The sequence below is a fragment of the Bacillus sp. JJ1773 genome (genome assembly GCF_036962035.1).
Taxonomy (GTDB): domain Bacteria; phylum Bacillota; class Bacilli; order Bacillales; family Cytobacillaceae; genus Cytobacillus.
On record NZ_JBALNX010000029.1, the window covers coordinates 38,614 to 64,455 of the forward strand.

Here is a 25,842-nt window from a genome sequence, read left to right on the forward strand (position 1 = left end):
ACAAATGGGCGCAATTCTTTAGTTAGAAATGCGCTCTTCTCAATGAATGGGGCAATAAAATTGAACAACATCTTTTTTTACGGTAATTAAAATTAAAAGCAGACGGTACATAGAGAATCTTATACAGATTCTAATGCCCATCTACTCTTTAAATGAACGTAAAGTTGTTAAGGCATTTCAAATTTGCAATAGTATTACCAACAATTTTTTAAAACAATTTTTCCTACCGCTTTGCCTGACTCCATGTACTCATGGGCTTTTGAAACTTCATCAAACGTAAAAATGTTTGAATCCAATAGTGGACGCAGCTTCCCTACCTCAACCAAACTAGCAACCTTCTTCAAAATTTCTCCATAATGATTATGCATGTCCTTGTTTAATATTTTCAACAACATAAAGGTAACATGAAGCGAAAGTCCTTTCGAATGCACGGGTGAGAGGTCATGAGTCGAACGAGTAGCAATGGCTGTTACCGTTCCATGTACCGCTGCTGCTTCAAAAGAGCGATCAAGGTTTTCACCCCCTACCGTGTCAAACACGATGTCAAATCCTCTTCCGTTTGTATATTTTTGTACATAGTCGTGAACGGTTTCTTCTCGATAATTAATTGCTACATCAGCACCAAGGCGTGTGCCAATCTCCATCTTTTCTTGCGAAGAGGCAGTTGTATAGACTGTTGCTCCACTCCATTTGGCTAGTTGAATGGCGATGTGTCCTACACCCCCAGTGGCTCCATGGATCAATATACCTTGTCCAGGAATAAGCCTTGCTCGATTAAATAATGCTTCCCAAGCGGTAATAGAAACTAATGGTAAAGCCGCAGCTTCTTCCATCGTCAAATTTTTCGGCTTATGAGCAAGTAAATCGGCATCTGTCAGCATAAACTCTGCAAGTGCACCGCCGTGAGTCCCTCTAAATCCACCCGCGCATCCAAACACTTCATCACCAATGTTAAACTCGGTTACTCCTTCACCCACTGCAGATACTATCCCTGCCACATCTCCATGTAATACTGCTGGAAACTCGGGTGCAACGGCTGGAACTGCACCAGCACGGACTTTCGTATCAATAGGATTTACACTTGTAGCCTTTACTTGAATAAGTACATGTCCAGGTTTCAGTTCAGGTTCTGAAATCTCTTTAAATTGAAATATAGATGGTTTCCCAAAAGATTGAATAACTTGTGATTTCACTATAGTCACTCCTTTTTATTTGAATTACCTAAAAATAGGGAAATATCTAATTAGTTCCTAATTCCAATAAATGATATCGCCCAAAACTCTCTTTTTTCCCTTTCGAACGATGATAAAAATGATGGGATCATTTGTTATAAGATGATCTGGTGATTTTTTTACGTAACAACTTTAACGCTTAGTAGTAGGAATATAATGAATATTTAGTTTTTTTGTTCGTTAAACTAATAATACTTCATATAATATAAAATTTAAAGTACGCACATTTTTGTTGAATAGGTTTAAGAAGAATATTTGGTTAATCTGAAGAGAAATTCGAAGCTTAATCCAGTTGCTTTTCAAGGTGCTTTAATGGAGTAACGAAAAAGCCCAAATTTCTCAATTTTACTGAGAAATTGGGCTTTTTATTTTTAGTAATCCTTACGTTGTAAATACATTTACAACGATTTCAAGGAAAGGTAAAATTACCCGATTAGAAGTTAACTAGTCATAATAGCACTAATTTGACAATCAAAAACTGGTTCCAATAAATAATGGAACCAGCTATTTGCCCTTTATTTCCGTTATTCGAAAGGGTGCTATCCTAACAAGAATATGGTGTGTAATAATCCGGATGTTGTAGCGCAGCGTCATGCAAAAGTACACGGCAAAGCTAACTAAACAGAGCTTAGGCTTTATTTGAAGGAAGATTCTGGTTTTTGTCGAATAAGTATGGACCATACAAATTTTTGATAGAGGATCAAAAGGAGAGGTTAGGCGTGATTAATCGTCACATTTCACAAGGATGGACTGAGATTGTTGAGGGGATTTATAACGGTGTCATCATAGTGGATCGAGACGGTAAGATTATCATGTGTAATACATCAGGATGTGATCTTATTGGTATGTCTGAAAAAGAGATGCTAAATAAGCATATTACCAGCATTATAGAAGATTCAACCCTGCATCAAGTTTTGTTGGACGAAGTTACACTTGTCAATATACAGCAACTTATCCAAGGTCGGGTTGTTGTTGCAAATCAATCTCCTATATATAAGGATGGTCGGCTTATTGGGGCCATCTCTGTTTTTCATGAAATACCAGAATTAAAACATACCCATAATCTGCTTGATCAAAAGGAAAAAGAGGTAGAACAATTAAAGGAAATTATTGAATTGTTATATGACGGGGTTATCATGATTGATAAACAGGGGCTAATAACAATGATGAATCAAACTTACGGTGAGTTCCTCGGGGTTAAAGTTGAAGATGTGATTGGCAAGCACGTCAAAAAAGTAATTGAAAATACACGTATGCATATTGTTGTGAAAACGGGGCAATCAGAAATTGGCTCATTTATGATAGTAAAGGATAAAAGTATTATTGTCATGCGTACCCCTATTTGGAAAGAGGGGGAGGTTGTTGGGGCTATAGGTAAGGTTTTATATACGGATATTAACGAGTTAAAAACATTGGTTCAGCGCCTAAACGTAACTGAAAGCATGCAGGACTTTTATAAACCGGAATTGAAAAAAGTGCGAGGATCCAAATATTCGTTTGACCAGATTATAGGCGAGCATGAGCGAATGAAAGAAGTAAAGGATTTAGCATTGAAAGTGGCTACTAGTCGCTCAACGGTATTGATTCGAGGAGAAAGTGGAACAGGAAAGGAATTGTTTGCTCATGCAATTCATGAAGCCAGTAACCGTTCTGATGGACCGTTTATAAGCCTTAATTGTGCCGCTATACCAGATAATTTATTGGAATCTGAGCTCTTTGGTTATGAGGAGGGGGCATTTTCGGGAGCGAAAAAGGGCGGAAAACCCGGAAAGATTGAACAAGCCCAGGGTGGAACGTTATTTCTAGATGAAGTCGGCGATATGCCTCTCAATATGCAGGTAAAGTTATTACGAGTCTTACAGGAAAAAGAAATTGAAAGAATTGGCGGCAGTCAGACTAATCAGATTGATATCAGGTTAATTTCAGCAACAAATCGTCCGTTAGAGGAAATGGTTAAAAAAGGGGAGTTCCGAGAAGACCTTTATTACCGCCTAAATGTGATTCATATCATGATTCCACCTTTAAGGGAGCGAGGCAAAGATATTATTATTACAGCGCATCTAATTTTGGGTCAATTAAATAGTGAGCTCGGTAAAAGCATAAGTGGCTTTCACCCTAATGTAGAAGATTTATTTCATCGTTATCAGTGGAGTGGTAACGTGAGAGAAATGCAAAATGTCATTGAGCGTGCTCTTCATATCGCAGATAATGGTCCGGAAATCTGTTTAGAGCACCTTCCCCCTTATTTATTAGATCATGTTGAAAGGCATACAGATGTTTCAGTTTCATCCTTCTCTCTTGAAGAGGAAGTGGAAAGGGCTGAAAAAGCGGCAATCATCCAGGCATTAAAGGCCAGTGAAGGGAATCGAACTGAAGCGGCAGAAATGCTTGGGATACATAGAGCTAGCCTATATCGAAAAATGGAGAAATATAGTTTGTTAAGGCATCAATAAGTGTTGCAATAACGAGACGTGTCGCATAATAGAGACAAAGTGTTGGGACTCGCTATAATGACCATATTAATAAAAATAACGTNNACGTTATTTTTATTAATATTCTATATTTTCTGAATTAAACACCAAATCTAATTAAAAATATAGAACAAAATGATAATAAAAAATAAAGAAATGGGACATTTACAAGGTGTTCAGAGATCCTCCCGAAAAGTTGGCACGAATTTTGCTTTGAAAATAAATAGGTTGAAAAAGTAATAAAAGGAAGGAGAAAGGTGATATGAAGGTTATTCTTCCATTGATTAATGACGATGATACATTACTCGTTGGGGGATCTGTACTAGTAGGTATACCCGAAAAATGAATCTTAGGGTTATATCGAAAGGGGGTTTAAGGTCTTACGATTATTTCTAATAATTGTGGGGTTGACGATTGGGGATTAGTAAATCTATTGAAAAATAGACAAATCAACAAATGATTTCCTCCTATGCAAGGCAAGAATAAAAAGTTTGAACGTCAATTAATGTCTTGTGGGCTAGAAGTAGAACTTGCACCTCAAGGTTGCTTAGCTGAACCCCTGAAGGATTAACATTAATTGAGATAGTTGAAGGTTACATAGTTGCAGATATTCAAGCATGTACAGGACTGGAATTAATCATTCCAGCACAATTAAATTATTGTTTAGCATTCCAATGGGGGGATTGTTGTTTTGAATCAAAATAAGGAAAAAACACTTGAAAATAAAGTTGTTTTCATAACGGGTGCGGCTAGTGGAATAGGTCTAGATTTAGCCCAAGCATTTGCTGAAGAAGGTGCAAGAGTAGTGATCAGTGATCTGAATGAAGAAGCAGTAAAAGAAACTGCCGGGTCCATGAAGAATGATGGCTTAGAAGTCATGGGGATTGGATGTGATGTAACTAAAGAGCAAGAAATCATATCTGCATTAAATCATACCATTAATACATATGGAGGTATTGATATTCTAATAAACAATGCAGGGTTACAGCACATATCTGCCATTGAGGATTTTCCTGCTGATCGCTTTGAATTACTTCTTAAGGTGATGCTAACAGGTCCATTTATTGCTACAAAGCATGTTTTTCCTGTCATGAAAAAACAAGGATTTGGTCGAGTGATAAATATGTCCTCTATTAATGGTTTAGTTGGTTTTGCAGGGAAGGCTGCTTACAATAGTGCGAAGCATGGAGTGAACGGTTTGACGAAGGTTGCAGCATTAGAAGGGGCAGAATACGGAATCACCGTTAACGCCATTTGTCCTGGTTATGTAGACACTCCGCTTGTGCGAAATCAATTAACTGACTTAGCAAAGACAAGAAATGTAGAGTTAGAAAATGTACTTGAAGAAGTAATTTATCCGCTTGTACCACAGAAGCGCTTATTACATGTCAAAGAAATCTCTGATTACGTCGTTTTCTTAGCAAGTGAAAAAGCCAAAGGTATTACAGGACAGGCGATTGTTATTGATGGTGGCTACACAGTCCAATAAGAAAAAATATTAGTAAACGCTATTATTCTTTCATTACGCCGGTTTTATAAATGAGTTAACTTTAGGTTTATTAAAAGGGGAGGGAATTATTTTGAAAAAATCAAGTGCAATCTTTCTAGTGGCTTTTATGGTATTATTTACAGTTTTGACAGGATGTAGTCCAAAGGTAGAAGAAACAAAAACAAATTCCGCAGCTAGTAGTGATTCTGGTGCTTCTTCTTCAGGTGAGGAAACCTTTAACATAGGTTTAGCTATTTCTATGTCGGGTGGAACAGCTTTATTTGGTGAAGGAGTAAAAAGGGGTGTGGACCTAGCTGTTAAAGATTTTAACGATGCTGGCGGCTTTGAAGGAAAAAAAGCAAATGTAGTCCTATATGATGATGAAGCTAAACCAGAAAAGTCTGTCGAGATTGTTCAAAAATTAATTAGCCAAGATAAAATTTTAGCCTTAGTTGGACCTGCTAACTCTGGGAATGCCATGGCTCACATTCAATTTACTCAAGAGGCAAAAATTCCTGAAGTTGTACCAGTAGCTACAGGGACAAAAATCACACAAGAGTATAAAGATGCTGATAAAAACTATATTTTCCGCGTGTCCCCTCTTGATGGGGTTCAAGTGTCCGCTATTTTAAAAGAGCTTATCGATAAACAAGGCCTTACGAAACTTGGTGTCATCCATGATACGGAAGGGTACGGGCAAGGTGGAAGAGAAGATATTGTTAAGCAAATGAAGGAAACCTACAATTTGGAACCAACTGTTATTTCAGCCTTTGATCCAAAGGAATTAAATCTAGAGCCTTCTATTCGTGAAATGAATAATGCAGGGGTGGAAGCAGTTATCTTCTACGGGCTTGCACCACAGTCAGCAAAGTTGCTTGAAGCTCGTTTCAATGAAGGGTTGAATGCCCCTATTTACGCGACTTGGGCTACAGGTGACCCAACTGTTTTAAATCTAGTTGGAGATCTTGTGAAGGGTGATCTATTCTTTGTACAGTCATATACGATTGATCAAAATGAAGCAGCAAAAAAATTCCATGCAAGAGTAATGGATACGTATGGTGAAGACGTATTCCCTATTGCTACGGCACAAGGATATGACAGTGCAAAACTTATCTTAGATGCTATAAAAAAGGTTGGTTTAGATAGTGAAAAAATTCGTGATCAAATCGAATCCTTCACGGACTTTGAAGGTGTAACAGCAATTAAATCAGTACCTTTCACTAAGGATAACCATGAAGCGTTTGGTATTGACGAAGTATTCATTGCCACATATAACGACGATTTACAAATTGTCGCAGCAGATAAATAGAGTCATCATATAAATCTTTTAACTGGTGTAAAGGGTAAGTCCATATGTGGATTTCCCTTTTCACCATTGCTTGTTATTAGTAGTATCACAAGGGGGCGTTTGCTTTGGAATTAACAGATATATTAAAAGCCATTATTAATGGGTTAGTGTATGGAAGTGTTTATGCGATAATTGCCCAAGGCTACTATATTACCTTTATTACGACTAAAACTATGAACTTTGGTCAAGGTGACTTCGTCATGCTTGGTTCACTAATAGGATTATCTACCTTTATGACAATAACTGCTTCGGGTGGGGGTGTTTGGATTGCCTTTATAGCATCATTACTATTGGTTATCGTCATACTGGGTATATCGGGTTGGGCATTGCAACAAGTCGCTATCCGTCCGTTAAAAAGTTGGCATTCCATTGGTTGGATTTTAAGTACTGTGGCCGTTGCTATGATTGTGAGAAACATAGCTATGCTTATCTGGGGAAGGGATGTTCTAATGGCCCCATCTCCATTTGGACGCGCTATTTTAGATTTAGGTATATTGAAAATCCGCTATCACGACATATTTGTACTCGTTAGTGCTGCAGTTATTATGTTTCTATTATACGTCTTCTTAAAGAAATCATTATTTGGAAAGGCGCTTGAAGCGGTTGCCTTTAATAGAGACGCTGCTTCATTAATGGGAATTAATCCCCGATTAATGGCTTCCATTGCTTTTATCATTGCAGGGATTCTAGCTGGAGTAGGTGGAGTTTTAGTCGGGCCTATGGTACATCCAGGTGCATTTATTGGTCTTTTCCTGGGATTAAAAGCATTTGCAGTTGCAATTATTGGTGGTATCGAGAATCCACGAGGCATTTTTATCGGAGGACTTTTACTAGGTGTATTAGAAAACCTCTTTACTTTATTTAGTACATCCATGAAAGAAGCTGCTGCGTTCTTCTTAATTCTTGTCATTTTAGCAGTCCTTCCTCAGGGGTTATTTGGAAAACGAGTAAAGGAGAAATTCTAGTATGATAAAAGCAAAATGGTGGATTTATCAAATTGTGATCCCGCTCGTCCTCTTATATGCATTTCCCTGGTTTTTTAACAATGCTCATACTATTCATGTAGCCCAGACATTTTTAATTACTTACATTGTCATCGTAGGGTTAAATCTACTTGTGGGACTCTCCAATCAGCTTTCCTTGGGGCATGTAGGATTTTATGCGATAGGAGCATATTTATCTGCAATACTTACGATGAAAGTAGGATTGAATTTCTTCGTAAGTATTGTGATCTCTGCCTTAATAACTGCTGTATTTGGAGCAATTGTAGCTCTTTTATCCTTACGAGCGAAAGGTCCTTATCTGGCAATGGTAACAATTGCATTTGGAGAATTGATTAGTATTATTGCCAACCGCTGGGTAGGTGTCACGGGCGGTCCTGCAGGAACCAAAACTTCGGTACCATCCTTTTTCGGTCTTGAGCTTGATCCAATTCAATATATGTGGTTTATTGGTCTTTTAGCTATCATATTTACAGCATTCGCAACGAATATCTTTAGAGGTCGTTTTGGAAGGACCTTTACTGCTTTTGGAAATAGTGAAGTTGCTTCAGAGGTACTAGGGATTAATGTTCGGAATTGGAAAATATTAGCCTTTGCTGTTTCTGCTTTTTTAGCAGGTGTAGGCGGGGGGCTGTTCGCTTTCCAAAATCAGTTTATAAGTAGTACAACTTTTGAATTGAATCTATCCATTATGTTCCTTATTGCGGTTATTATCGGAGGGTCAGGAACAAAGATAGGTCCTATTATAGGTACAGCGGTTATCGTTGGGTTACCGCAATTCCTTCATAACTTTGTAGATTATCACTTAATGATCTTTGGTGGAATATTATTACTCGCACTTATCCTTTTACCCGATGGTATCGTGGGTGCCTTCACCAATCTTTCTTACTTTAAAAAGTTTTCTAGTAAAAAAGCCAATACTGAATTAGGAATTTTACATGATGGTCGGAAGGCAACAATAGATTTACCTGAAGGGATTAATGGTAAGGTTTTAGAGCTTAAAAATATTTCTATGTATTTTGGTGGATTAAAAGCTATTGACGAAGTTGAAATAGAGGTTTTAGGTGGAACTGTTCACGGAATTATTGGCCCAAACGGTTCAGGTAAAAGCACTACAGTTAACGTCCTAAGTGGAGTCTATATGCCGACTGGTGGAAACATTCTTTGGAAAGGAAAGAACATTACAAAATATGCTCCTCATAGTATAGCACAAGAAGGAATTACAAGAACATTCCAAAACCTGCAGTTGTTTGAAGACATGAGCGTTTTACAAAACGTCATGGTTGGTTTTCATCGTCACTTCAAAACAGGATTCCTGAAAAACCTATTATATCTAGGTCAGGTATCTGATGAAGAGAAATACTATGCACAAAAAGCCTATGATCTACTACGAATTGTTGGCTTAGAAAAAAGAGCCCATGAAAAAGCGTCTGACTTACCATATGGAGAACAGCGATTAGTTGAAATAGCAAGGGGGTTAGCTTTAAAACCTGCATTACTTATTCTAGATGAACCGGCAGCAGGGGCTAGTCCAAAAGAGATTGTAAAAATCATGGATGTGATCCAACGTCTGAAGAAGGCAGGATTGTCTATTATTTTGGTTGAGCATCATATGGATATTGTCATGAATATTTGTGATTATATTACAGTGTTAGATTTCGGTAAGAAAATTTGTGAGGGAAATCCTGAAACTATTCAAAACGATCCAAGGGTAATTGATGCCTATCTTGGGGGAGAAGAGGTGAACCAGCTTGTTGCAGGTACAAAATCTGTCGGTTAATTATGGTCATGCATCCGCATTACACAATGTGTCAATGGAAGTAAATGAAGGTGAGATCGTTGCTGTTATTGGTCCCAATGGGGCTGGGAAAACTACACTCTTAAAAGCAATTACGGGGTTGATGAAGGCAAAGGAGGGTACTATCCTATATAAGGATAATGTGATTACAGGTACGCCTGCTCATAAAATTTTAGGGTATGGTATATCCCATGTCCCTCAAGGTCGTCAGGTTTTTGGTGATCAGTCGGTAGAGGATAATCTAATTCTTGGTGCATTTACGATTAAAAAAGAGAAACAAAAAATTCAAGAGCTTATCGAAAGAGAATACAAAAGATTTCCAAGATTAAAGGAGAGAAGAAGGCAGCACGCTGGTACATTGAGTGGTGGAGAGCAACAGATGCTAGCTGTATCCAGAGCGCTAATGTCTGATCCTGATTTTGTTATTCTTGATGAGCCATCCATGGGTTTATCACCTATATTTGTAAAACAGATATTCGACACTCTGTTAGAGTTGAAGAAATCTGGCAAGACGGTTGTGGTTGTCGAGCAATTAGCCATGGCTGCTTTAGCTATATCTGACCGTGCATATGTTTTACAAGCAGGTGAGGTGAAGTTACACGGAGAATCACGAGATTTATTAAGGGATGATAGTCTGGTAAAAACGTATTTAGGTTCAGCTTAAGCGAACTAACAGAAGTATAAAATATGTTGTTATGTATTTCTATTAATAGGAGAAGTTAAATAACATTTAAAGTTATTTTAGCCTCTTCTATTTAGTTATTTTGGGACAAGAACCCCCCGTCCCTCCATCGAGTTAATGGATAGTTCGGAATAGGCAAAAAGGGAATGATTTATTAGACAGAACCTTGCTTTAAAGCTATTAGAACTAGCTAAGACTCTTTAATTTAATAATAAAAGCCACTTCTGAATTTATCAGAAGTGGCTTTATTTCAACTTTTTTTCCGGATGGAGAATAGGGGGCTCGAACCCCTGACCTCTACGCTGCTAGAGGAAAACCTATTGAGCAATTTAGTAAAATAAGTTCAAATAAAAATAATCAAGTCTAATAGATCAAGGTTTTTTAGATACATAAATGTAATCTAGACTAATTAATAATAATTAAAAAAAATAAGTCTGTGCACACTTTCAATAAAGTGTTTGTACAAGTACCAAATATTTAAATTCTTATATAAGAAAATTGCTAATAAATGGACTAAACTATTGGGTTGATTGAGATTAACAAAGAAAAGCAGCTCTTTTTCTTGTTCCACTAACGTGATAGTTAAAATTAGGCTTAATTTTATTCTTCAATATATAATAAACTATTTATTTTAATTAGCTCACTTTTAATTAACTCTGCATAATTGTGTGAAGGAGGAATGAGGCATTTTGATCCTATAATTTTTATATTGCGAAATTTGGAAGCAGTCCCCCAATCTTGGTAGAAAAGGGCGGTGAGGGTAATTCTGAAGAAATGATTTTGAAGATAATTTCCATGATTGCTATAGGTATTTCGTTAAATAAAATGTAGTCATCTACCCTACATCGCCAATATGTGGGTAGGAACACTTCTATTCTGAACTGGACGATAACACTTAATAAAACTTGATGACACTAGGATCCTCGATGACAGCCAATTTTTATATTATATAAATTTTATACTTATGAGATAAACAAAATACTAACCAGTAATGTAATTAGGTTTTAATCTAATTACGTTTCTATACTAATTTCATATTAGGCAATTAACTCAAGGTTCTATATGCAGAATTTAGACTTGTCATTATTATCACAAGAGTAAATAGCGGGTTTTTGATGCTAGTATATTTTACTAAACGGTTTTTCATGTGTTAAACTCTTTCCACTTCGTTTCAAGTACTACTCTGATGCTATTAATGACCTTTTGTGTTTGGATGCTCTTTTGCAAAACACTCCGTTACTCTCTAGCTCATCTATAATATAGAAGGCAAAACGAGGATTTCCATTACTACATATACAAATTGTGTTTATAATATTGGTGTTTAATGTTAACAAGCTCCAGTACGACAGGTCATAAGCTTGTATTCTCTTTTTCAAATTCTCCTTAATTTAAATAACGTAAAAACCTGAACGATTAATCACCCAACTTTAAGGAGCATTTATAACTAATATTTTTTTAAACTTATGTCTCCACTAGCGTTGTGTTAATAAAGTTTCAATATTATAATAAAGGGTTGAACACCAAACTTACTCAAACAGTTTCTATTCCAGGGGCGAGCCACCTTAAAAAGCCATGTCTAACAAACTGTTTGTGTCACTACAATTATGGTCCGAGAAGAACTGTTTTCATGCATGGGTTGGGAGTGCAAAATCATGATAATTTCTATTTAAAAGTTCCAAAACTAAACGCGTGTAGTAGCTTGTCAGGATCCTATTCATAACCATTTAATAATCTTGGCATCGTATGACCTTCCTCCCACTTCATTAAAGACTAACGCAATACAAACTAGTCGGAATAGACTGTTTTTTCTGTAAATTCTAGCTTTAATTCACATCGATATATATAATTACTTTTATAAAGTTCAGGATGTGGATGGTTTGAATTTTTTACTCAACAAAAGAGATCCTTATATTTTTATTTTGATGTTGATATTGGTTCCTTTGGCGGGTCAATTATTTTTTTATCCTTTCAATGATTCGTTTCGGATTAGTTTTGGTACACCGACATTTTTCTTTTCTTTATTACTTCTACGAAAAATACCGTCTGTTCTCTCTGGTTTCATAGTAGGAATCATGGTTGTATTATTTCGAATCCTATTAGACCTGATTATTTACGGTAAGGTGTTTACGGACTCTTTTATTGCTCATTATCCCACTTTTTTTTATTATCTAACTTTTGCCTGTCTTTTCTATGCCATAAAAATGAATCGCTTACATCATCGTCCAGTGCTAATGGGGATTTTGGGTATTATCATTGAAATATCATCCAGCATTGCGGAAATCACTTTTCAATACATTGCATTCGACGCTTATACTTCTCTTTCCGGTATATATAAAATAATCGTGATTGCCATTTTTCGCAGCTATTTTACGATAGGATTTTTCAATCTCCTGAAATTATATAACACCAAACTGACAGTTAAGCAAACACGCCAACAAAATGCTCATCTTCTCATGATTATCTCAAGCTTATATGAAGAAACAATCCACTTAAAGAAAACATTAAAAAACAGTGAAAAAATAACACAGGATTCCTATTTTTTATATCAAAAACTAATGGAGTTTGAAGAGCAAAAGGAGTCACTGCCAATTCAATGTCTGGCCGCCAAAACATTAAAAATTGTCGGAGAGATACACGAAATAAAAAAGGATAACCAGCGAATTTATGCTGGACTTTCCAAATTAATATCGGATGAAAGTTTTAGCGAATACATGACCATATATGAACTCCTTGATCTTATTATACGAGCTAATAAAAATTATGCACTTTCCTTAGGAAAAGAGATTGAGTTTAAACAAGTGATTATCGGGGCTCATCCGGATTATCATATTTTTAAAATTCTATCGATCCTTAATAACTTAGTAATGAACTCTATTGAAGCCATAAAACAATTAGGAGTTGTGAAGATTTCTGTTTCCAAACAAAATAATTGGGTTCATTTTCAAATAAGTGATAACGGTCCTGGCATCCCAAATAAACGAAAGAATTTAATTTTTGAACCTGGATTCACTTCAAAATTTGAAAGAGATGGAAGTTCATCAACAGGGATAGGACTGTCATATGTACAAAGAATCGTTGAGGAACTTGAAGGCAAGATCCTTTTGAAAAGTGAACCAGAAGTAGATGGTACGATCTTCACTATAAAATTACCAGTTAATTATTTGGTCAAGGAAGAGTGATGTTATGTTCTTTTACATAGTAGATGATGACATTGTCATTCGATCCATGTTAATGGAAATAATAGAAGACGAAGATCTTGGGGTTATCGCAGGTGAAGCGGAGGACGGTACACTCATAGATGGAAATCTATTAACCTTAAAGAAAACAGATATTTTGCTTATTGATCTTTTAATGCCAAAAAGAGATGGGCTGCAAACAATCCGCAATATTAAACCTGAATTTAAAGGGAAAATTATTATGATTTCACTGGTAGAGTCAAAAGAGTTAGTAAGTAAAGGATACTCCCTTGGTATTGAGTATTACATAACGAAACCTATTAACAAGATTGAAGTTATATCTGTAATAAAAAAAGTGAGCGAACGGATCCGTTTGGAGAAGTCTATATTAAACATCCATCAATCATTGAGTAATATAATTGCGCTGGATCAAATTTTTGTACATGAGCAAGCGGCTTCATTGGTACCAACCATAATAGATTCTGGTCAGATTCTTTTATCTGATTTAGGAATTATGGGTGAAAGCGGATATCGAGACCTATTAAATATATTAGAGTATTTATTCCAATGCGAACGGACTGAGACATTTACGAATGGTTTCCCGCGACTAAAGGATATATTTTTACAATTGGCTCAAAAAAAGCTTGGAAACTCCGTAAGCCAAAGTGAAGTAATGAGAGAAATGAAAGCTTCGAAACAACGTGTTAGAAGGACAATTTATCAATCGTTAAATCATCTATCATCACTTGGACTGGATGATTACTCCAATCCAATCTTCGAAAATTATGCTCCTAAACTATTTGAGTTTAAGACTGTAAGGGATAGAATGGCTGAATTAAAAAAAGAGCAAGCACTTTCAAACACTCTAGTTCGCATAAATGCAAAAAAGTTTATCCAAACCCTATATTTTGAAGCAAAACGGCTAATGTCCGAGCATTGATAATGAATACCTCTGTTTGACTTCTTTAATTTTTTTTTACTAAGTCAAGTTTTTTGAAACACCTCCGAGTTTTCGGAGGTGTTTCCTTATACCATTTTCCGTCTAATTGCTTAGCAGTCCTGAGCTTTGATGGAGACACAGAATCAAAATGACCTACCAGTACTTTGGTAAATTGTAGAAATCATTACCGTTAAGCCTGTCTACCGATCCATCAGCCATGCCATTGGCGATACCGTACAGCCCGTTCTTTACTGCTTTAGTTAGCATTCCCTTCTGTTTCTGGCCCCAGTTATGCTGCTGTCCACGAACTTCGAACAGAACTGTTGCAGTACCGTTGAGAGCAAAAGATGATCTGGCCTGACCAGGCAAGTCTCGATCAGATGGATGGAAATAGCGGCTGGCTCCACCCCAGAATGGGGAAGTTTCGGCATTACCATTTCCAGCGTGATCTTCCATGCCAAGCGCTGCCGCTAGTGCGTATCGTCTGGACTTCTCCTGGTCGAGTTGTGTATATTGTTGATATTTAGAATTGTTTTCAGGACCAAGCGGCGGATAGTCTAATGAAACTGTAACATATTGATCACTACCCTCATTTTTGTTACATGCTCCCATGTGATGTAAATCAACGTACGCCTCAACTTCACCAAATTCTTTTTTCAAATTAACATAAAGGTTACGAAGAACACGGGACTCGTTCGTTAAGAAAAATCCAGGTTGGCTTCCATCTTTAGTCATATCTTCGGCACGAGGTTCATAGTTTAGGTCAGGGTTAAAATCGCGGTTAACATCGAAACCGCCTCTAGATGCAGTGTAGTACCAAGCTTGCTTGGCATCTTTAAGCTGTGGAAAAGTGTTTACGACTTCTTCCCATGGGAAAACGTTTTGACGTTGGTTCAATTCTGCTCCATCTGGATTAAACTTTGGCACAGCAACGATAGTTACGTTGTTCCGAATCGCCTGAATTTCGGGATTATTGCCGGATCCCAGCTCCTTTAACATTTGCAACAAAGCTTCAGTACCAGTTTTCTCATTACCATGAATTTCGCTGGTAACAAGCATGACACGATCGCCGGTTCCAACACGGGCTGCATATATGTCCTTGCCGAGGCGCGATTGCCCAATAACATCCAATTCCACACGTCCAAAACTTGTTTGTTCAATTTGGTGAAGCCTTTTTACCATTTGTTCGTAGTTAACCCAACCATTGACAGATGGATCGGTAAGATTACTACAATCAGCGTTACCATTTTGAGCATTTGAGCCTAGTGGAAATTGGGTAATCAGCAGGACTAGAGCAACGAACAAAAAACTGAGCTTACGAATAGGCATCTTTTATCCTCCTTTAAAATAATTGATTACAATCTTTATTTTAAAGATGGACTACAGGAATATACAGAAAGATACAAATATACTAAATATATATAATTATTTATTAAATTAATTTAAAAGTTGAAAACTTAATATCTTAACGACTTTCCACTCCAAGGGGTTGCCCCCTCTTCTTCAACGAATAACCGGCTGGATACCAACTTTCTTCTTTTCTCTTACTTTGTACTGCCATAAAAAAACCCCTTCGCTTTGCTGAGGGTCCCAACAAAGCAAAAGAGGCTCCAAGTCTATTTGATAGTACCCTAAACAGTCAATAGGTAAAACGGTTCTTTCTAATCAAATTATTCCAAACGTTCAAAAACGTTGATACAATACTTTTGGTGGGACTGCCTGGGAATCGAACCCAGCTAACCTGGCACGCAAGTCACAAGCGATTTTGAAGACCGAGGGGGACACCAGTACCCCAATCAGCCCCATTTATCAAGGGACTACAACGGTTTTCCCACAATTACACCAACGGTCTAGTCTATAGCTTTCTATATTTGTAAGGTCATTAGCCAGAACTAAAGAAAGAGGATTATTTTTAAAGATGTAAAGACTTCGAAATCTAAACGGCAAGTATCAATTACATCATATTTAATCAACAAATTACAATTACATAGAGATAGACAAAAAGAAAAATACGGGAAGGTAATAATTCACCAAGATATAGTGTTCTGTTCATTGGAAGGCACTTTTAAAGATCCAAGAAATCTATTGAGGGATTTTAACCGTCTAATTGTTGAAGCAGGTCTTCCCAAGATTACAATTCATGATTTACGACACCTACATGCGACACAATTAATGATTGATGGAGTAAACCCAAAAGTAGTTCAAGAAAGGCTAGGACATTCAAGGGTTTCAATTACTTTAGATTTGTATTCACATGTTAACGAAGATCTTCAAGTAGAAGCAGCTCAACTCTTTGAGAAGAATTTTTTTATATGATTAAATAACTTTAGTTAACTAAAGGTGCACAATTATAATATTAACTCCGTTGTTAATAAAAGATAAAAAAGAAAAACCCTTGCTACACAAGGGTTTCCGGTTATGGAGAATAGGGGGCTCGAACCCCTGACCTCTACGCTGCCAGCGGGATTCATGTAAATAAACTGAGTTAAATAAAATAATTACAGATTAATTAAGTCTTGTGTATCAAGGGCTTGAGGGATGTTTAAAGAAATCTAGAACAATCTAGATAAAATAAAAAAATTAAGTCTGTGCACACTTTTGTGCACACTTTAAATCATTCAAGAATAATCTATTTGGTTTAATCTGAAGAGAAATTCAAAACTTAATCCAGTTGCTTTCCAAGGGCGCATTAATGGAGTAACGAAAAAGCCAAATTTCTCAATTTTAATAGCTGAGAAATTTGGCTTTTTTGGTAATCCCTTAACTTTTTAAATCCGATTTTACAACGATAAGAGTTTCTTTCTTTCATTCTCTGGCGACCGTAGTCTTTTAGTTAGGGTGGGCAATGTGATAGGCTGATTTGCAGAAAATCACATCTGTTTAAGCGAAGCGAGTCGGTGAATTTCGGTGGCGACAACAACACATCACTGAGGCACGGGTGCCGCGAACCAAAAGGAAACGGAAGCGCCAACCTGGAAGGTGGGGACAGTGAAGACCTGCACGACTGCTGGCTGAGTCAGTCGCTGGAAATATTTCATTCAATTCACTCATTCGGAATAAAAGAAAAACAGCGGATACCTTAGGATTACACCCAATTTAAGCTAATGAGAGGAAAACTCAAGGGAAAGTAAAAATACCCGATTAGAAGTTAACTAGCCATAGAGCACTAATTTGACAATCAAAAAACTGATCCCAATTTTTTAATGGAATCAGCTTTTTGCCCTTTTTATAAATTACCAATCGATAAGTATTTTGTTTCCAGGTACGGCTCGATCCCTTCGATGCCGCCTTCACGGCCTAATCCACTTTCTTTCATACCCCCAAATGGGATATGAGCACCGGATGGGGCACCGTCATTCCAGCCAATAATTCCGAAATCTAAATGATCGTGCAGGTAAGTCCCTGTTTTATAGTTATTTGTGAAGAAATAAGCTGCAAGACCATAAGGAGTACTATTCGCAATTTTTACAGCCTCCCCCAGAGTCCTAAAGGTAATGATTGGGGCGACTGGTCCAAATGTTTCTTCCTGCATGATAACCATATCAGGTTTGACATTTGTCAATACCGTAGGGTATACAAAGAAATAGCCCTGATCTTTATCCGCTTTGTATTGATTTCCCGCTAATACTACTGCTCCTTTTTTCACAGCATCATTAATTTGGGCTACAATTTTTTCATATCCTTTTTCATTAATAATAGGTCCTACTTGTGTATCTTGATCAAGTCCATTTCCGACTTTTAAATTACTAGCTTCTTTTGCTAATTTTTCCGAAAAGGCTTCAGCAATATTTTCATGGACAATAATTCGATTGGCACACACACATGTTTGTCCTGCGTTTCTAAACTTCGTAATCATCGTTTGTGTTACAGCCAAATCAAGATCAGCATCTTCAGCGATAATAAGAGGAGCATGGCCTCCTAGTTCCATTGTTACATGTTTTATAGTTTCAGAACTCTCTTTAATTAATTGCTTTCCGATAGGGGTTGAACCAGTAAAGGTAATTTTTCTGATATATTTACTGCTTGTAAACAATCTACCAACTACAGATCCAGATCCATTAACATATTGAATAACATCCGTTGGAATACCTGCCTCGTGAGCAAGCTCTATTAATCTCATCGTAGTTAAAGGCGTCTCTACAGCAGGCTTTACGATAAATGGGCAGCCAGCCGCTAAAGCTGGTGCAGCTTTCCTTGTCATCATTGCTGCTGGGAAATTCCACGGAGTGATGGCCGCAACAAGCCCAATTGGTTGCTTACTGACTACGATTCGCTTCGTTTCGCTCGATGCAGGGACAGTGCGCCCATAAATTCTTTTTGCTTCTTCTGCATACCAATCGATGTAACTCGTTGCGTAATCAACTTCACCACGTGATTCGGACAAAGGTTTGCCGTTCTCTAATGTCATAATTTCGGCAATTTCATCTTTATGTTCTTGAATAATCCTTGACCAATTTATTAATAATCGAGAGCGCTCATGAGCATTTACTTTTTTCCACTTTTCAAAACTATCATATCCTATTTTTATAGCATGTTGGATTTCTTCTTCCGAATTAATTCTGACCTCTTTAATAACCTTGCCTGTAGCTGGGTTTTTTACTATTAATACATTCCCCATTTTATCTGACTCTCCTTTATACATTTTAGGAATTATTGAAAGGCTTTTTCGAGTATAGCTAACCCATTCTCTAATTCCTCATCCGTAATCACTAATGGGGCTAGAAATCGAATTACATTGCTTTTTAGACCTGCAGTGAGTAGTAAAAGTCCATTCTCATTAGAATACTTAGCAATTTCAGTTGTTTTGTTTTTATCTGGATGTTTAGTGATACGGTCTTCAACGATTTCGCAAGCGACCATTGCCCCTAATCGACGAATGTCCCCGATATATTCATGTTTTGCAGCCAACTCGACTAGTATTGCTTCAATTGTTTGCCCAAGAATTTCAGCTTTTTCCACCAACTTTTCTTCTTCAATCACATCGATTACAGCTAATGCAGCCGCACAAGCAACCGGACTTCCTGCATATGTTCCGCCTAGTTCGCCTGGGTCTGCTACGTTTAATATTTCCGTTCTGCCTACAACACCGCTTAAAGGCAATCCTGCAGCTAATGATTTTGAAACAGTGATTAAATCTGGTGTTACATCAAAATGCTCAATAGCAAATAGTTTTCCTGTGCGTCCAAAGCCTGTTTGAATCTCATCTGCTACAAACACTATTCCATGTTCCTTGCAGAAATCACTTACTGCTTGAACAAATTTTTTCGGAGGGATTATAAATCCGCCTTCACCTTGGACTGGCTCCATGACCACGCAAGCAACAGTCTCTGGAGCAACTGTGGCAATGAAAAAGTCTTTAAATTCTTCAATTTTTAGTTCAATATATGCCTCATCCGTCATTTCATTTGGTTTGTGATACATATATGGGAAAGGTGCTTGGTAAATTTCCGGAGCGAATGGCCCGAATCCAAACTTATATGGTTTTACTTTGCTTGTCATCCCCATTGTTAAATTTGTTCTTCCATGGTATCCGCGGACAAATGAAACAACAGCATGGCGACCAGTATAACGGCGGGAAATCTTTATTGCATTTTCAACCGCTTCAGCGCCTGAATTAAAGAAAATGGCTTGCTTTTCAAAATTCCCTGGAGTGATATGGCATAATTTTTCGGCAAGAGCAATGTATCCTTCATACATCATGATATTGAATCCCGGATGCAAAAACCTTTCAACTTGTTCTTTTACAGAAGCGGTTACCTTTGGATGACTATGCCCTACGTTTAAAGTCCCAATCGCACCAGCGAAATCAATCCATTCTCTTTGATCAATATCGATAATAGTAGCACTTGTTGCCTTCTGAGCAATGTTTAAGTTCCCGTTGCTCACGCCTTTCGGAACATATTTTCTTCTTTTTTCTTGTAATTCTTTTGTACTTAAATAAGTAGTAGTCATCTTTATCCTCCTTAAAATTATGAAACATTCTTATTTATTAGAATTTAATAGTATTATTACATGTTTTGGTCCAATAAAAAGTACCAAAAAGAAGAAATAGAAGGTACCAAGGGTAAAAGGGAAAGGTTTAATTTATTTAAATACCGATAAAAATTCGGAAAAGAAGTTTCAGCTCTCAAGTAATATTTAAATATTTTGATAATTAAAATAATAATCTGGTATAATGAAAACAATGTTTATGAATTTTATTAGGAACCAGATGTGGAGGATAAATTATGCTATTTACGATTAATAAAGAGGAAGAGAGGAAAAATTTATATCATCAAATTTATGATAGCTTAAAGGGTTCTATAATGAATGGTAGATTACAAGCAAATGAAAAGCTTCCATCGAAACGAACGCTTGCGGAGCAATTAAAGGTAAGTGTGAATACGGTAACAAATGCTTACGAACAGCTTCTTGCAGAGGGTTATATTTATACAGAAGAAAGAAAAGGATACTACGTAGAAAATATTACCCCCTTGATACGGGAGGGGAGAGTGAATAATCAGCCATTACCGAGTGATTTGAAAGAACGGATTCAAACAAAAGAAGGTTGGCTTTCCTTATCTCATAGGACATCTTCCATATCTATGTTCCCCTTCCGTGAATGGATGAAATGCCAGCAAAAAGTAATTACAGATCATCAAAGAGAATTATCTGAGTATGGTCATTTTCAGGGACCTTACATATTGAGACAGACTATAGCCCGAATGATCGCTAGAACACGCGGGGTAGTTTGTGAGCCGGAACAAATCATTATCGGGGCAGGATTTCAATATCTAATTCGTAATTTAATAGAATTGAGTAACCAGAATATTATTGCTGGAGTTGAGGATCCGGGGTACATCCGTTTTTACGCCCTTTTAAAAAATATGGGGGTTGATGTACGTGCGTATCCGCTTGATGAAAATGGGATAGCGATAAAAAAGGTGGATTCTAACATTAATTATTTGTTCGTCACTCCATCACATCAATTTCCGACTGGGAAAATCATGCCAATTACTCGAAGAATTGAATTATTAAATTGGTCTATAGCAGGTCCAGACCGCTATATTATTGAAGACGATTATGATAGTGAATTTAAATATGAAACCGATAATATCCCATCACTACAGAGTATAGATCGGAATCAACGGGTCATTTATATAGGTACTTTTTCTAAAACAATTTTTCCCGGAATGCGGATAAGTTATATGGTACTGCCACCTGACATGTTGCGGCAATACCGGAGACAACATGCCAATTTGAAGCAAACTGGAAATCTATTGGCATTATATACGTTACATTATTTTATTGAAACAGGGGCATATGCTAGACATGTCAAACGGATGAATCATCATTATGAAATAAAACGAAAAGAATTAATGCGCTGTATCAATGATTGTTTTGGGAAGACAGTAACCATCGAGGATACCCGTGCTGGTTTGCATTTTTTAGCTCGGTTTACAACCAATAAAACTTATGAGGAGGTTGAAGAAAAAGCAAGGGATGAGAAGCTGGAAATCTTTACAATGCGACAGTTTAAGTTTGAAAATAGGGCTGATTCTGCGGGTGCTATCGATTTGGTAATGGGGTTTGCTGATATTGGAGAAGAGCAAATACCTGAAGCGGTGGCAAGGTTAAAGCGGGTTTTGGGATGATTTAAAGGTAGAAAATATAGAAATAAATGTTTATTGATACCTTAAATTAATTAGTTCTGGTACTTTTTACTATACCAAGTTGTTGAAATAATGACAAAAAGATTTCAACGAAACTCGAAGGAAGGTATACCTATGAAACTACATCATAATTTTGACGAACCAATAAATCGAATCGGGACGGATTCCTTTAAATGGGATTATGAGGGCGAAGATGGAGAGTATCTCCCGTTCGGAGTTGCAGATACTGATTTCAAAGCTCCAGAACCTGTAATTAAAGCTGTACGCAAACGAGCGGAGTATGGAGTCTACGCTTACGGTAAATTCCCCCAAAAGCGTTTTTCTAGTGCCGTCTGTGGATGGTATCAAAAGCGTTATGGTATTTCTTTAGAACAGGAAACAGTCCGCCATTCACAGGGATTGATGACTGGCGCACTTTGGATGATAATTAACGCGTACACTCGGCCAGGTGATACAATTCTAGTGCAGGACCCTGTATATAATACATTTAATGTTGTAATTAAGGGTATTGGACGGCAAGTTGAAAGTAACGATCTGGTTCTTAAAGATAGGCGCTACGAAATAGATTTTGATGATCTCGATAAAAAAACTTCTGATCCGCATGTCCGAATTCTATTGGTTTGTAATCCTCACAATCCAGTCGGTCGTGTGTGGACAAAAGACGAACTTACACGAATGGCCGAAATTTGCAGAAAGAACGACACTTTGATAGTCAGTGATGAGATCCACGGTGACATTATCTATGGTGATCATAAGCACACTCCGTATTTCTCTATCTCAAAGGATATTGCGGATAACGTTATCGTAATGGGATCACCAAGCAAGACCTTTAATCTTGCTTGTTTTTACTCCGCTTATGTCATAATTAAGAACAAAACACTTCGTGATCAGTACAATGTGGTTTATGACAACTATCATTTCGACTACAATTATTTTGGTATTGAAGCACTGATTTCTGCTTATAATGATTGTGAATATTATGTGGATCAGCAGAATGAGTACTTTGTAAAGAACATCAATATCGTTAAAAGGTTTATAGCAGAAACAATGCCGGAAGTAAAAGTGATAGAACCAGAAGGAACTTACCTACTATGGATTGATTTCCGAGCTTGGAATATTGAACAGTCGAAGTTAATTGAGATGTTTAAATCCGAAGGTATCAAATTGAACTGTGGTTCTAATTATGGTGCTCCCGGTAAAGGTTTCGTGCGCTTGAATGTTGCTACGCAGACGCAGGTTCTTGAAAAAGGTCTTGCTTGTATGAAAAGGGCTTGCGAAAATATGAAAAAACCTGAAAGTAATTTAGTATAGCTGCCTATATAGATTGAAATAGAGCTTTTCTTCATAATTTTAAAGAACCTCTTTACAATCCCACCTGTTAATTATAGGTGGGATTTAATTTACGATTTGTGTTTCTTAAAGAATGATTAGACTAAAGTTAAGATTCTAAATCACCTTTATTGGTCCCTTGAATTAATCATTTCTGGTACTTTTCATTACACCAGGCTATTGACATAATAATTATAATAATCAAAATCCAACAAAATTAGGTAAGCGTTATCATTATAGTTGGATTATTAGAAAAAAATAACATAAGTGAAAGGAATGTGAATTAGATGGCGGATTTAAAAATCAATGAAAGTTTCCACCCTGAGTTTAAAAAGTTTATTCAAGATGTTTATGAACTGGTCCGTAATAACAAGGATGAAGAGACCCTTACGAAAGGGGTAGCTAGTTTGTTGAAACCACTTTTGCAAATTGAGGGCTTTCTTAATAAAGAATATCTAATATCGGATCCTCAAAAAATTGCAGATAGTACAGATTATTTGGTTTATGTAGCTCCTGATAATAGCTTTTCAATTTTATCCTGTGTTTGGGCTGTTGGTCAAAGCTCTCCTGTTCATGATCACTGTACTTGGGGAGTTGTTGGTGTTGTACAAGGGATGGAAATTGAAACCCACTATTATAAACCGATTGATGGCAAAGAAGAAGTACTTAAACCTAAAGGAGTACATTTCTTGCAAAAGGGCGATGTATTAGTATGTTGCACAAAAGATGATGATATTCATGATGTACGCAGCGGTCATGTCGGTGAGCCATGCGTAGGGTTTCACGTTTACGGGGGGAACATAATGAATATAAAAAGGCATGTGTATGACCCAATAACTGGGAAGCGCAAAGTGTGGGATGAATTAGAAATTGGTTCTTTATAATAGTATACGGCCAAATAATCAGTAGGAGTGTAAATTTATGTCGGTTAAAAAGGTTAGTCGAAATACAGTATTAGAATTACTTAAATCACATGATTTTTCGTTTGCATTAATTGATGTTAGAGAAAGAATGGAGTATGAAAGTAAACAAATACTATTTTCTACAAATATACCAAGGAGATTACTAGAGTATAGAATTCTCGAATTAGTACCAGTGAAAAACACCAAAATTGTTCTCTACTGTAATGATGAAAGTAGATCAACTTTGGCTGCGAACACACTTGAAAAATTAGGGTACACAAGTGTATATGTTCTGGAAGGTGGATTAGATCAATGGGACAAGGAAAACAATTATCTTATTAATGGGGTGAATGTCCCGAGTAAAGCTTTTGGAGAAAGGGTTTCAAGAAATGTACCATATGTAGAGCCTGAAACAGTGAATAAAAGGTTGAAAAGTGATGAAAAAAATTTCATTATTATCGAAGTTCGCCCTGTTGAAGAAGTAAAAAATACAGGAAGTGTTCCTGGAGCAATAAACATTCCTGGCGTAGAGTTATATCATGAAATTTTTGATTATATTGAAAATGACGAACAAGATATAATCCTAACATGCGCTGGACGCACACGTGGTATTATTGCATCTAAGACATTGAGAGAAATGGGTTTTAAGAATGTATATAACTTAAAAAATGGTACTATGGGTTGGGCTCTAGCAAATCTTGAATTGAGTTTTAACACTCCCCAGTCAAACATATCGCGTAATGAAAAGAACTTACCAAGACTAAATACTTTTATTAGCCAGTTAATTGAAGAAAATAATATACAGTTAATTTCCTTGAAAAGCTATCAAGATATGAGGAATGAATCTGATCATCATACGCTCTATGAGTTTGATGTACGAACACCGCTTGAGTATGCTGAGGGACATATTCCCGGAACATATAACCTTCCAGGCGGGCAAGCAATACAAGAAGCGGATGACTATATTGCTGTTAGAAAGGGGAATATTGTTTTTATCAGCAATGATAGACATCGATCTGTCATAACCGCCTTTTGGTTCAAAAAAATGGGCTTTGAAAATGTTTTTGTATTAGATGGCGGTGTTGGACAATGGAAAAACTCTGATTTTGCCATTGAAAAAGGGGAAACACAAGCTTCGCCACTTGGATATAATACGGCCATTAAGAAAGTTAACCTAATAAATGCACCTGATTTAAAAGGAAAGTTAGTGTCTAATCCTAAATTAACTGTAATTGATGTTGATACAAGCCAAAGTTACCAAAGTGGACATATACCAAATTCATTATGGTTATCCCGAGGTTGGCTAGAATTTCAAATTCATAAGGTGGCTAAAGAAAGTGACACAATTGTCCTTACCTGTCAGAATGGTTATGGTTCAACTTTATGTGCAGCAACTTTACTAGAGTTGGGTTTTAAAGATATATATGTCCTCGAGGGTGGCAAAAAGGCATGGTCTAAAGCTGGTTATTCCTTTGAATATGGATCTAAAGGTTTTATAAAAGAAGAGGATGATATTTATCTTGATGACCCTGACCGTGGTAAAAAACATATGAATGATTATTTGGTGTGGGAAATAGATTTGGAAACACAATTAAGTCATATACAGCAAATCTATCAGAATATATGACACAATTTTATTAAAAGCTACTAAAATTTTAGGAATACCGCTTTTTAAATTTTCCTTGCGCAAGGACTAAATCTACACTAGTATAATATTAATCTTATACTAGAGGGCCTAATTTGCTAGAAAAGATTAAGTTTAATATGATTTCAGAGTATAAAATGATATTTAACAGGACTTTTATTTTGCTAAAAATTATCT

The 25,842-nt window shown here is 36.7% G+C and carries 17 protein-coding genes and 1 tRNA gene; 13 read left to right on the top strand and 5 right to left on the bottom strand.

Annotated elements, in window-relative coordinates:
* Positions 1 to 194: 194 nt before the first annotated feature.
* The gene (locus V7127_RS07760) at positions 195 to 1,193 is read right to left on the bottom strand and encodes a zinc-dependent alcohol dehydrogenase family protein (RefSeq protein ID WP_335484626.1); all 999 of its coding nucleotides are present in this window, start codon (positions 1,191 to 1,193) and stop codon (positions 195 to 197) included.
* Positions 1,194 to 1,951: 758 nt separating this feature from the next.
* On the opposite strand from V7127_RS07760, the gene V7127_RS07765 reads away from it, so the two are divergent.
* The 8 genes from V7127_RS07765 to V7127_RS07805 all read left to right on the top strand — a co-directional run bounded on the left by V7127_RS07765 (position 1,952) and on the right by V7127_RS07805 (position 14,137).
* Positions 1,952 to 3,685 carry a sigma 54-interacting transcriptional regulator gene (locus V7127_RS07765; protein ID WP_335484628.1) on the top strand — a complete coding sequence of 578 codons (1,734 nt, stop codon included), beginning with the start codon at positions 1,952 to 1,954 and terminating at the stop codon, positions 3,683 to 3,685.
* A gap of 709 nt (positions 3,686 to 4,394) precedes the next feature.
* Positions 4,395 to 5,192, top strand: coding sequence for a 3-hydroxybutyrate dehydrogenase (locus V7127_RS07775; RefSeq protein WP_335484631.1), 798 nt, complete (start codon positions 4,395 to 4,397; stop codon positions 5,190 to 5,192).
* A gap of 91 nt (positions 5,193 to 5,283) precedes the next feature.
* Positions 5,284 to 6,501, top strand: a complete 1,218-nt coding sequence (locus V7127_RS07780; RefSeq protein ID WP_335484633.1) for an ABC transporter substrate-binding protein — start codon at positions 5,284 to 5,286, stop codon at positions 6,499 to 6,501.
* Positions 6,502 to 6,605: 104 nt separating this feature from the next.
* Entirely contained in the window at positions 6,606 to 7,505 is a 900-nt protein-coding gene (locus V7127_RS07785; RefSeq protein WP_335354738.1) for a branched-chain amino acid ABC transporter permease, read from the top strand.
* A 1-nt stretch (position 7,506) separates the two neighbouring features.
* Positions 7,507 to 9,321 carry a branched-chain amino acid ABC transporter ATP-binding protein/permease gene (locus tag V7127_RS07790; RefSeq protein WP_335484636.1) on the top strand — a complete coding sequence of 605 codons (1,815 nt, stop codon included), beginning with the start codon at positions 7,507 to 7,509 and terminating at the stop codon, positions 9,319 to 9,321.
* Positions 9,293 to 10,003 (top strand): ABC transporter ATP-binding protein, encoded by a 711-nt coding sequence (locus V7127_RS07795; RefSeq protein WP_335484638.1) that lies wholly within the window; start codon positions 9,293 to 9,295, stop codon positions 10,001 to 10,003. The genes V7127_RS07790 and V7127_RS07795 overlap by 29 nt, the downstream gene beginning before the upstream one ends.
* 2,090 nt (positions 10,004 to 12,093) lie before the next feature.
* A complete protein-coding gene (locus tag V7127_RS07800; RefSeq protein WP_335484640.1) occupies positions 12,094 to 13,200 on the top strand; it encodes an ATP-binding protein in 1,107 nt (368 codons plus the stop codon).
* Positions 13,201 to 13,204: 4 nt separating this feature from the next.
* On the top strand, positions 13,205 to 14,137 hold the full coding sequence (locus V7127_RS07805; protein ID WP_335484642.1) for a response regulator: 933 nt from the start codon (positions 13,205 to 13,207) through the stop codon (positions 14,135 to 14,137).
* A gap of 153 nt (positions 14,138 to 14,290) precedes the next feature.
* Here V7127_RS07805 and V7127_RS07810 read toward each other — a convergent pair whose 3' ends face one another.
* Entirely contained in the window at positions 14,291 to 15,466 is a 1,176-nt protein-coding gene (locus tag V7127_RS07810) for a M14 family zinc carboxypeptidase (protein WP_335484644.1), read from the bottom strand.
* A 378-nt stretch (positions 15,467 to 15,844) separates the two neighbouring features.
* Positions 15,845 to 15,941: transfer RNA gene (locus V7127_RS07815), tRNA-Sec, on the bottom strand.
* Positions 15,942 to 16,045: 104 nt separating this feature from the next.
* Here V7127_RS07815 and V7127_RS07820 point away from each other — a divergent pair.
* Positions 16,046 to 16,453, top strand: coding sequence for a tyrosine-type recombinase/integrase (locus V7127_RS07820; RefSeq protein ID WP_335484676.1), 408 nt, complete (start codon positions 16,046 to 16,048; stop codon positions 16,451 to 16,453).
* Between the two features lie 910 nt (positions 16,454 to 17,363).
* Here the strand turns inward: V7127_RS07820 and V7127_RS07825 are convergent.
* Together V7127_RS07825 and gabT are read right to left on the bottom strand one after the other, a co-directional pair.
* On the bottom strand, positions 17,364 to 18,755 hold the full coding sequence (locus V7127_RS07825; RefSeq protein ID WP_335484646.1) for an NAD-dependent succinate-semialdehyde dehydrogenase: 1,392 nt from the start codon (positions 18,753 to 18,755) through the stop codon (positions 17,364 to 17,366).
* Between the two features lie 32 nt (positions 18,756 to 18,787).
* Entirely contained in the window at positions 18,788 to 20,089 is a 1,302-nt protein-coding gene (gene gabT / locus V7127_RS07830) for a 4-aminobutyrate--2-oxoglutarate transaminase (protein ID WP_335484648.1), read from the bottom strand.
* Between the two features lie 275 nt (positions 20,090 to 20,364).
* Here gabT and V7127_RS07835 point away from each other — a divergent pair, with 275 nt between their 5' ends.
* The 4 genes from V7127_RS07835 (at position 20,365) to V7127_RS07850 (ending at position 25,647) form a co-directional block, all read left to right on the top strand.
* Positions 20,365 to 21,771: a PLP-dependent aminotransferase family protein gene (locus V7127_RS07835; protein ID WP_335484650.1), complete on the top strand. Its 1,407-nt coding sequence runs from the start codon at positions 20,365 to 20,367 to the stop codon at positions 21,769 to 21,771.
* Positions 21,772 to 21,903: 132 nt separating this feature from the next.
* Positions 21,904 to 23,100 carry a MalY/PatB family protein gene (locus tag V7127_RS07840; protein ID WP_335484652.1) on the top strand — a complete coding sequence of 399 codons (1,197 nt, stop codon included), beginning with the start codon at positions 21,904 to 21,906 and terminating at the stop codon, positions 23,098 to 23,100.
* A gap of 305 nt (positions 23,101 to 23,405) precedes the next feature.
* A complete protein-coding gene (locus tag V7127_RS07845) occupies positions 23,406 to 24,002 on the top strand; it encodes a cysteine dioxygenase family protein (RefSeq protein ID WP_335484654.1) in 597 nt (198 codons plus the stop codon).
* Between the two features lie 37 nt (positions 24,003 to 24,039).
* Positions 24,040 to 25,647 carry a rhodanese-like domain-containing protein gene (locus tag V7127_RS07850; RefSeq protein ID WP_335484657.1) on the top strand — a complete coding sequence of 536 codons (1,608 nt, stop codon included), beginning with the start codon at positions 24,040 to 24,042 and terminating at the stop codon, positions 25,645 to 25,647.
* Positions 25,648 to 25,842: the final 195 nt, after the last annotated feature.

Excerpts from the sequence above, each read along its gene's own strand:
- V7127_RS07790 (WP_335484636.1), top strand. The coding sequence starts at position 7,507 with ATGATAAAAGCAAAATGGTGGATTTATCAAATTGTGATCCCGCTCGTC.
- V7127_RS07800 (WP_335484640.1), top strand. The coding sequence starts at position 12,094 with ATGGTTGTATTATTTCGAATCCTATTAGACCTGATTATTTACGGTAAG.
- V7127_RS07805 (WP_335484642.1), top strand. The coding sequence starts at position 13,205 with ATGTTCTTTTACATAGTAGATGATGACATTGTCATTCGATCCATGTTA.
- V7127_RS07810 (WP_335484644.1), bottom strand. The coding sequence starts at position 15,466 with ATGCCTATTCGTAAGCTCAGTTTTTTGTTCGTTGCTCTAGTCCTGCTG.
- V7127_RS07825 (WP_335484646.1), bottom strand. The coding sequence starts at position 18,755 with ATGGGGAATGTATTAATAGTAAAAAACCCAGCTACAGGCAAGGTTATT.
- gabT (WP_335484648.1), bottom strand. The coding sequence starts at position 20,089 with ATGACTACTACTTATTTAAGTACAAAAGAATTACAAGAAAAAAGAAGA.
- V7127_RS07835 (WP_335484650.1), top strand. The coding sequence starts at position 20,365 with ATGCTATTTACGATTAATAAAGAGGAAGAGAGGAAAAATTTATATCAT.
- V7127_RS07840 (WP_335484652.1), top strand. The coding sequence starts at position 21,904 with ATGAAACTACATCATAATTTTGACGAACCAATAAATCGAATCGGGACG.
- V7127_RS07845 (WP_335484654.1), top strand. The coding sequence starts at position 23,406 with ATGGCGGATTTAAAAATCAATGAAAGTTTCCACCCTGAGTTTAAAAAG.
- V7127_RS07850 (WP_335484657.1), top strand. The coding sequence starts at position 24,040 with ATGTCGGTTAAAAAGGTTAGTCGAAATACAGTATTAGAATTACTTAAA.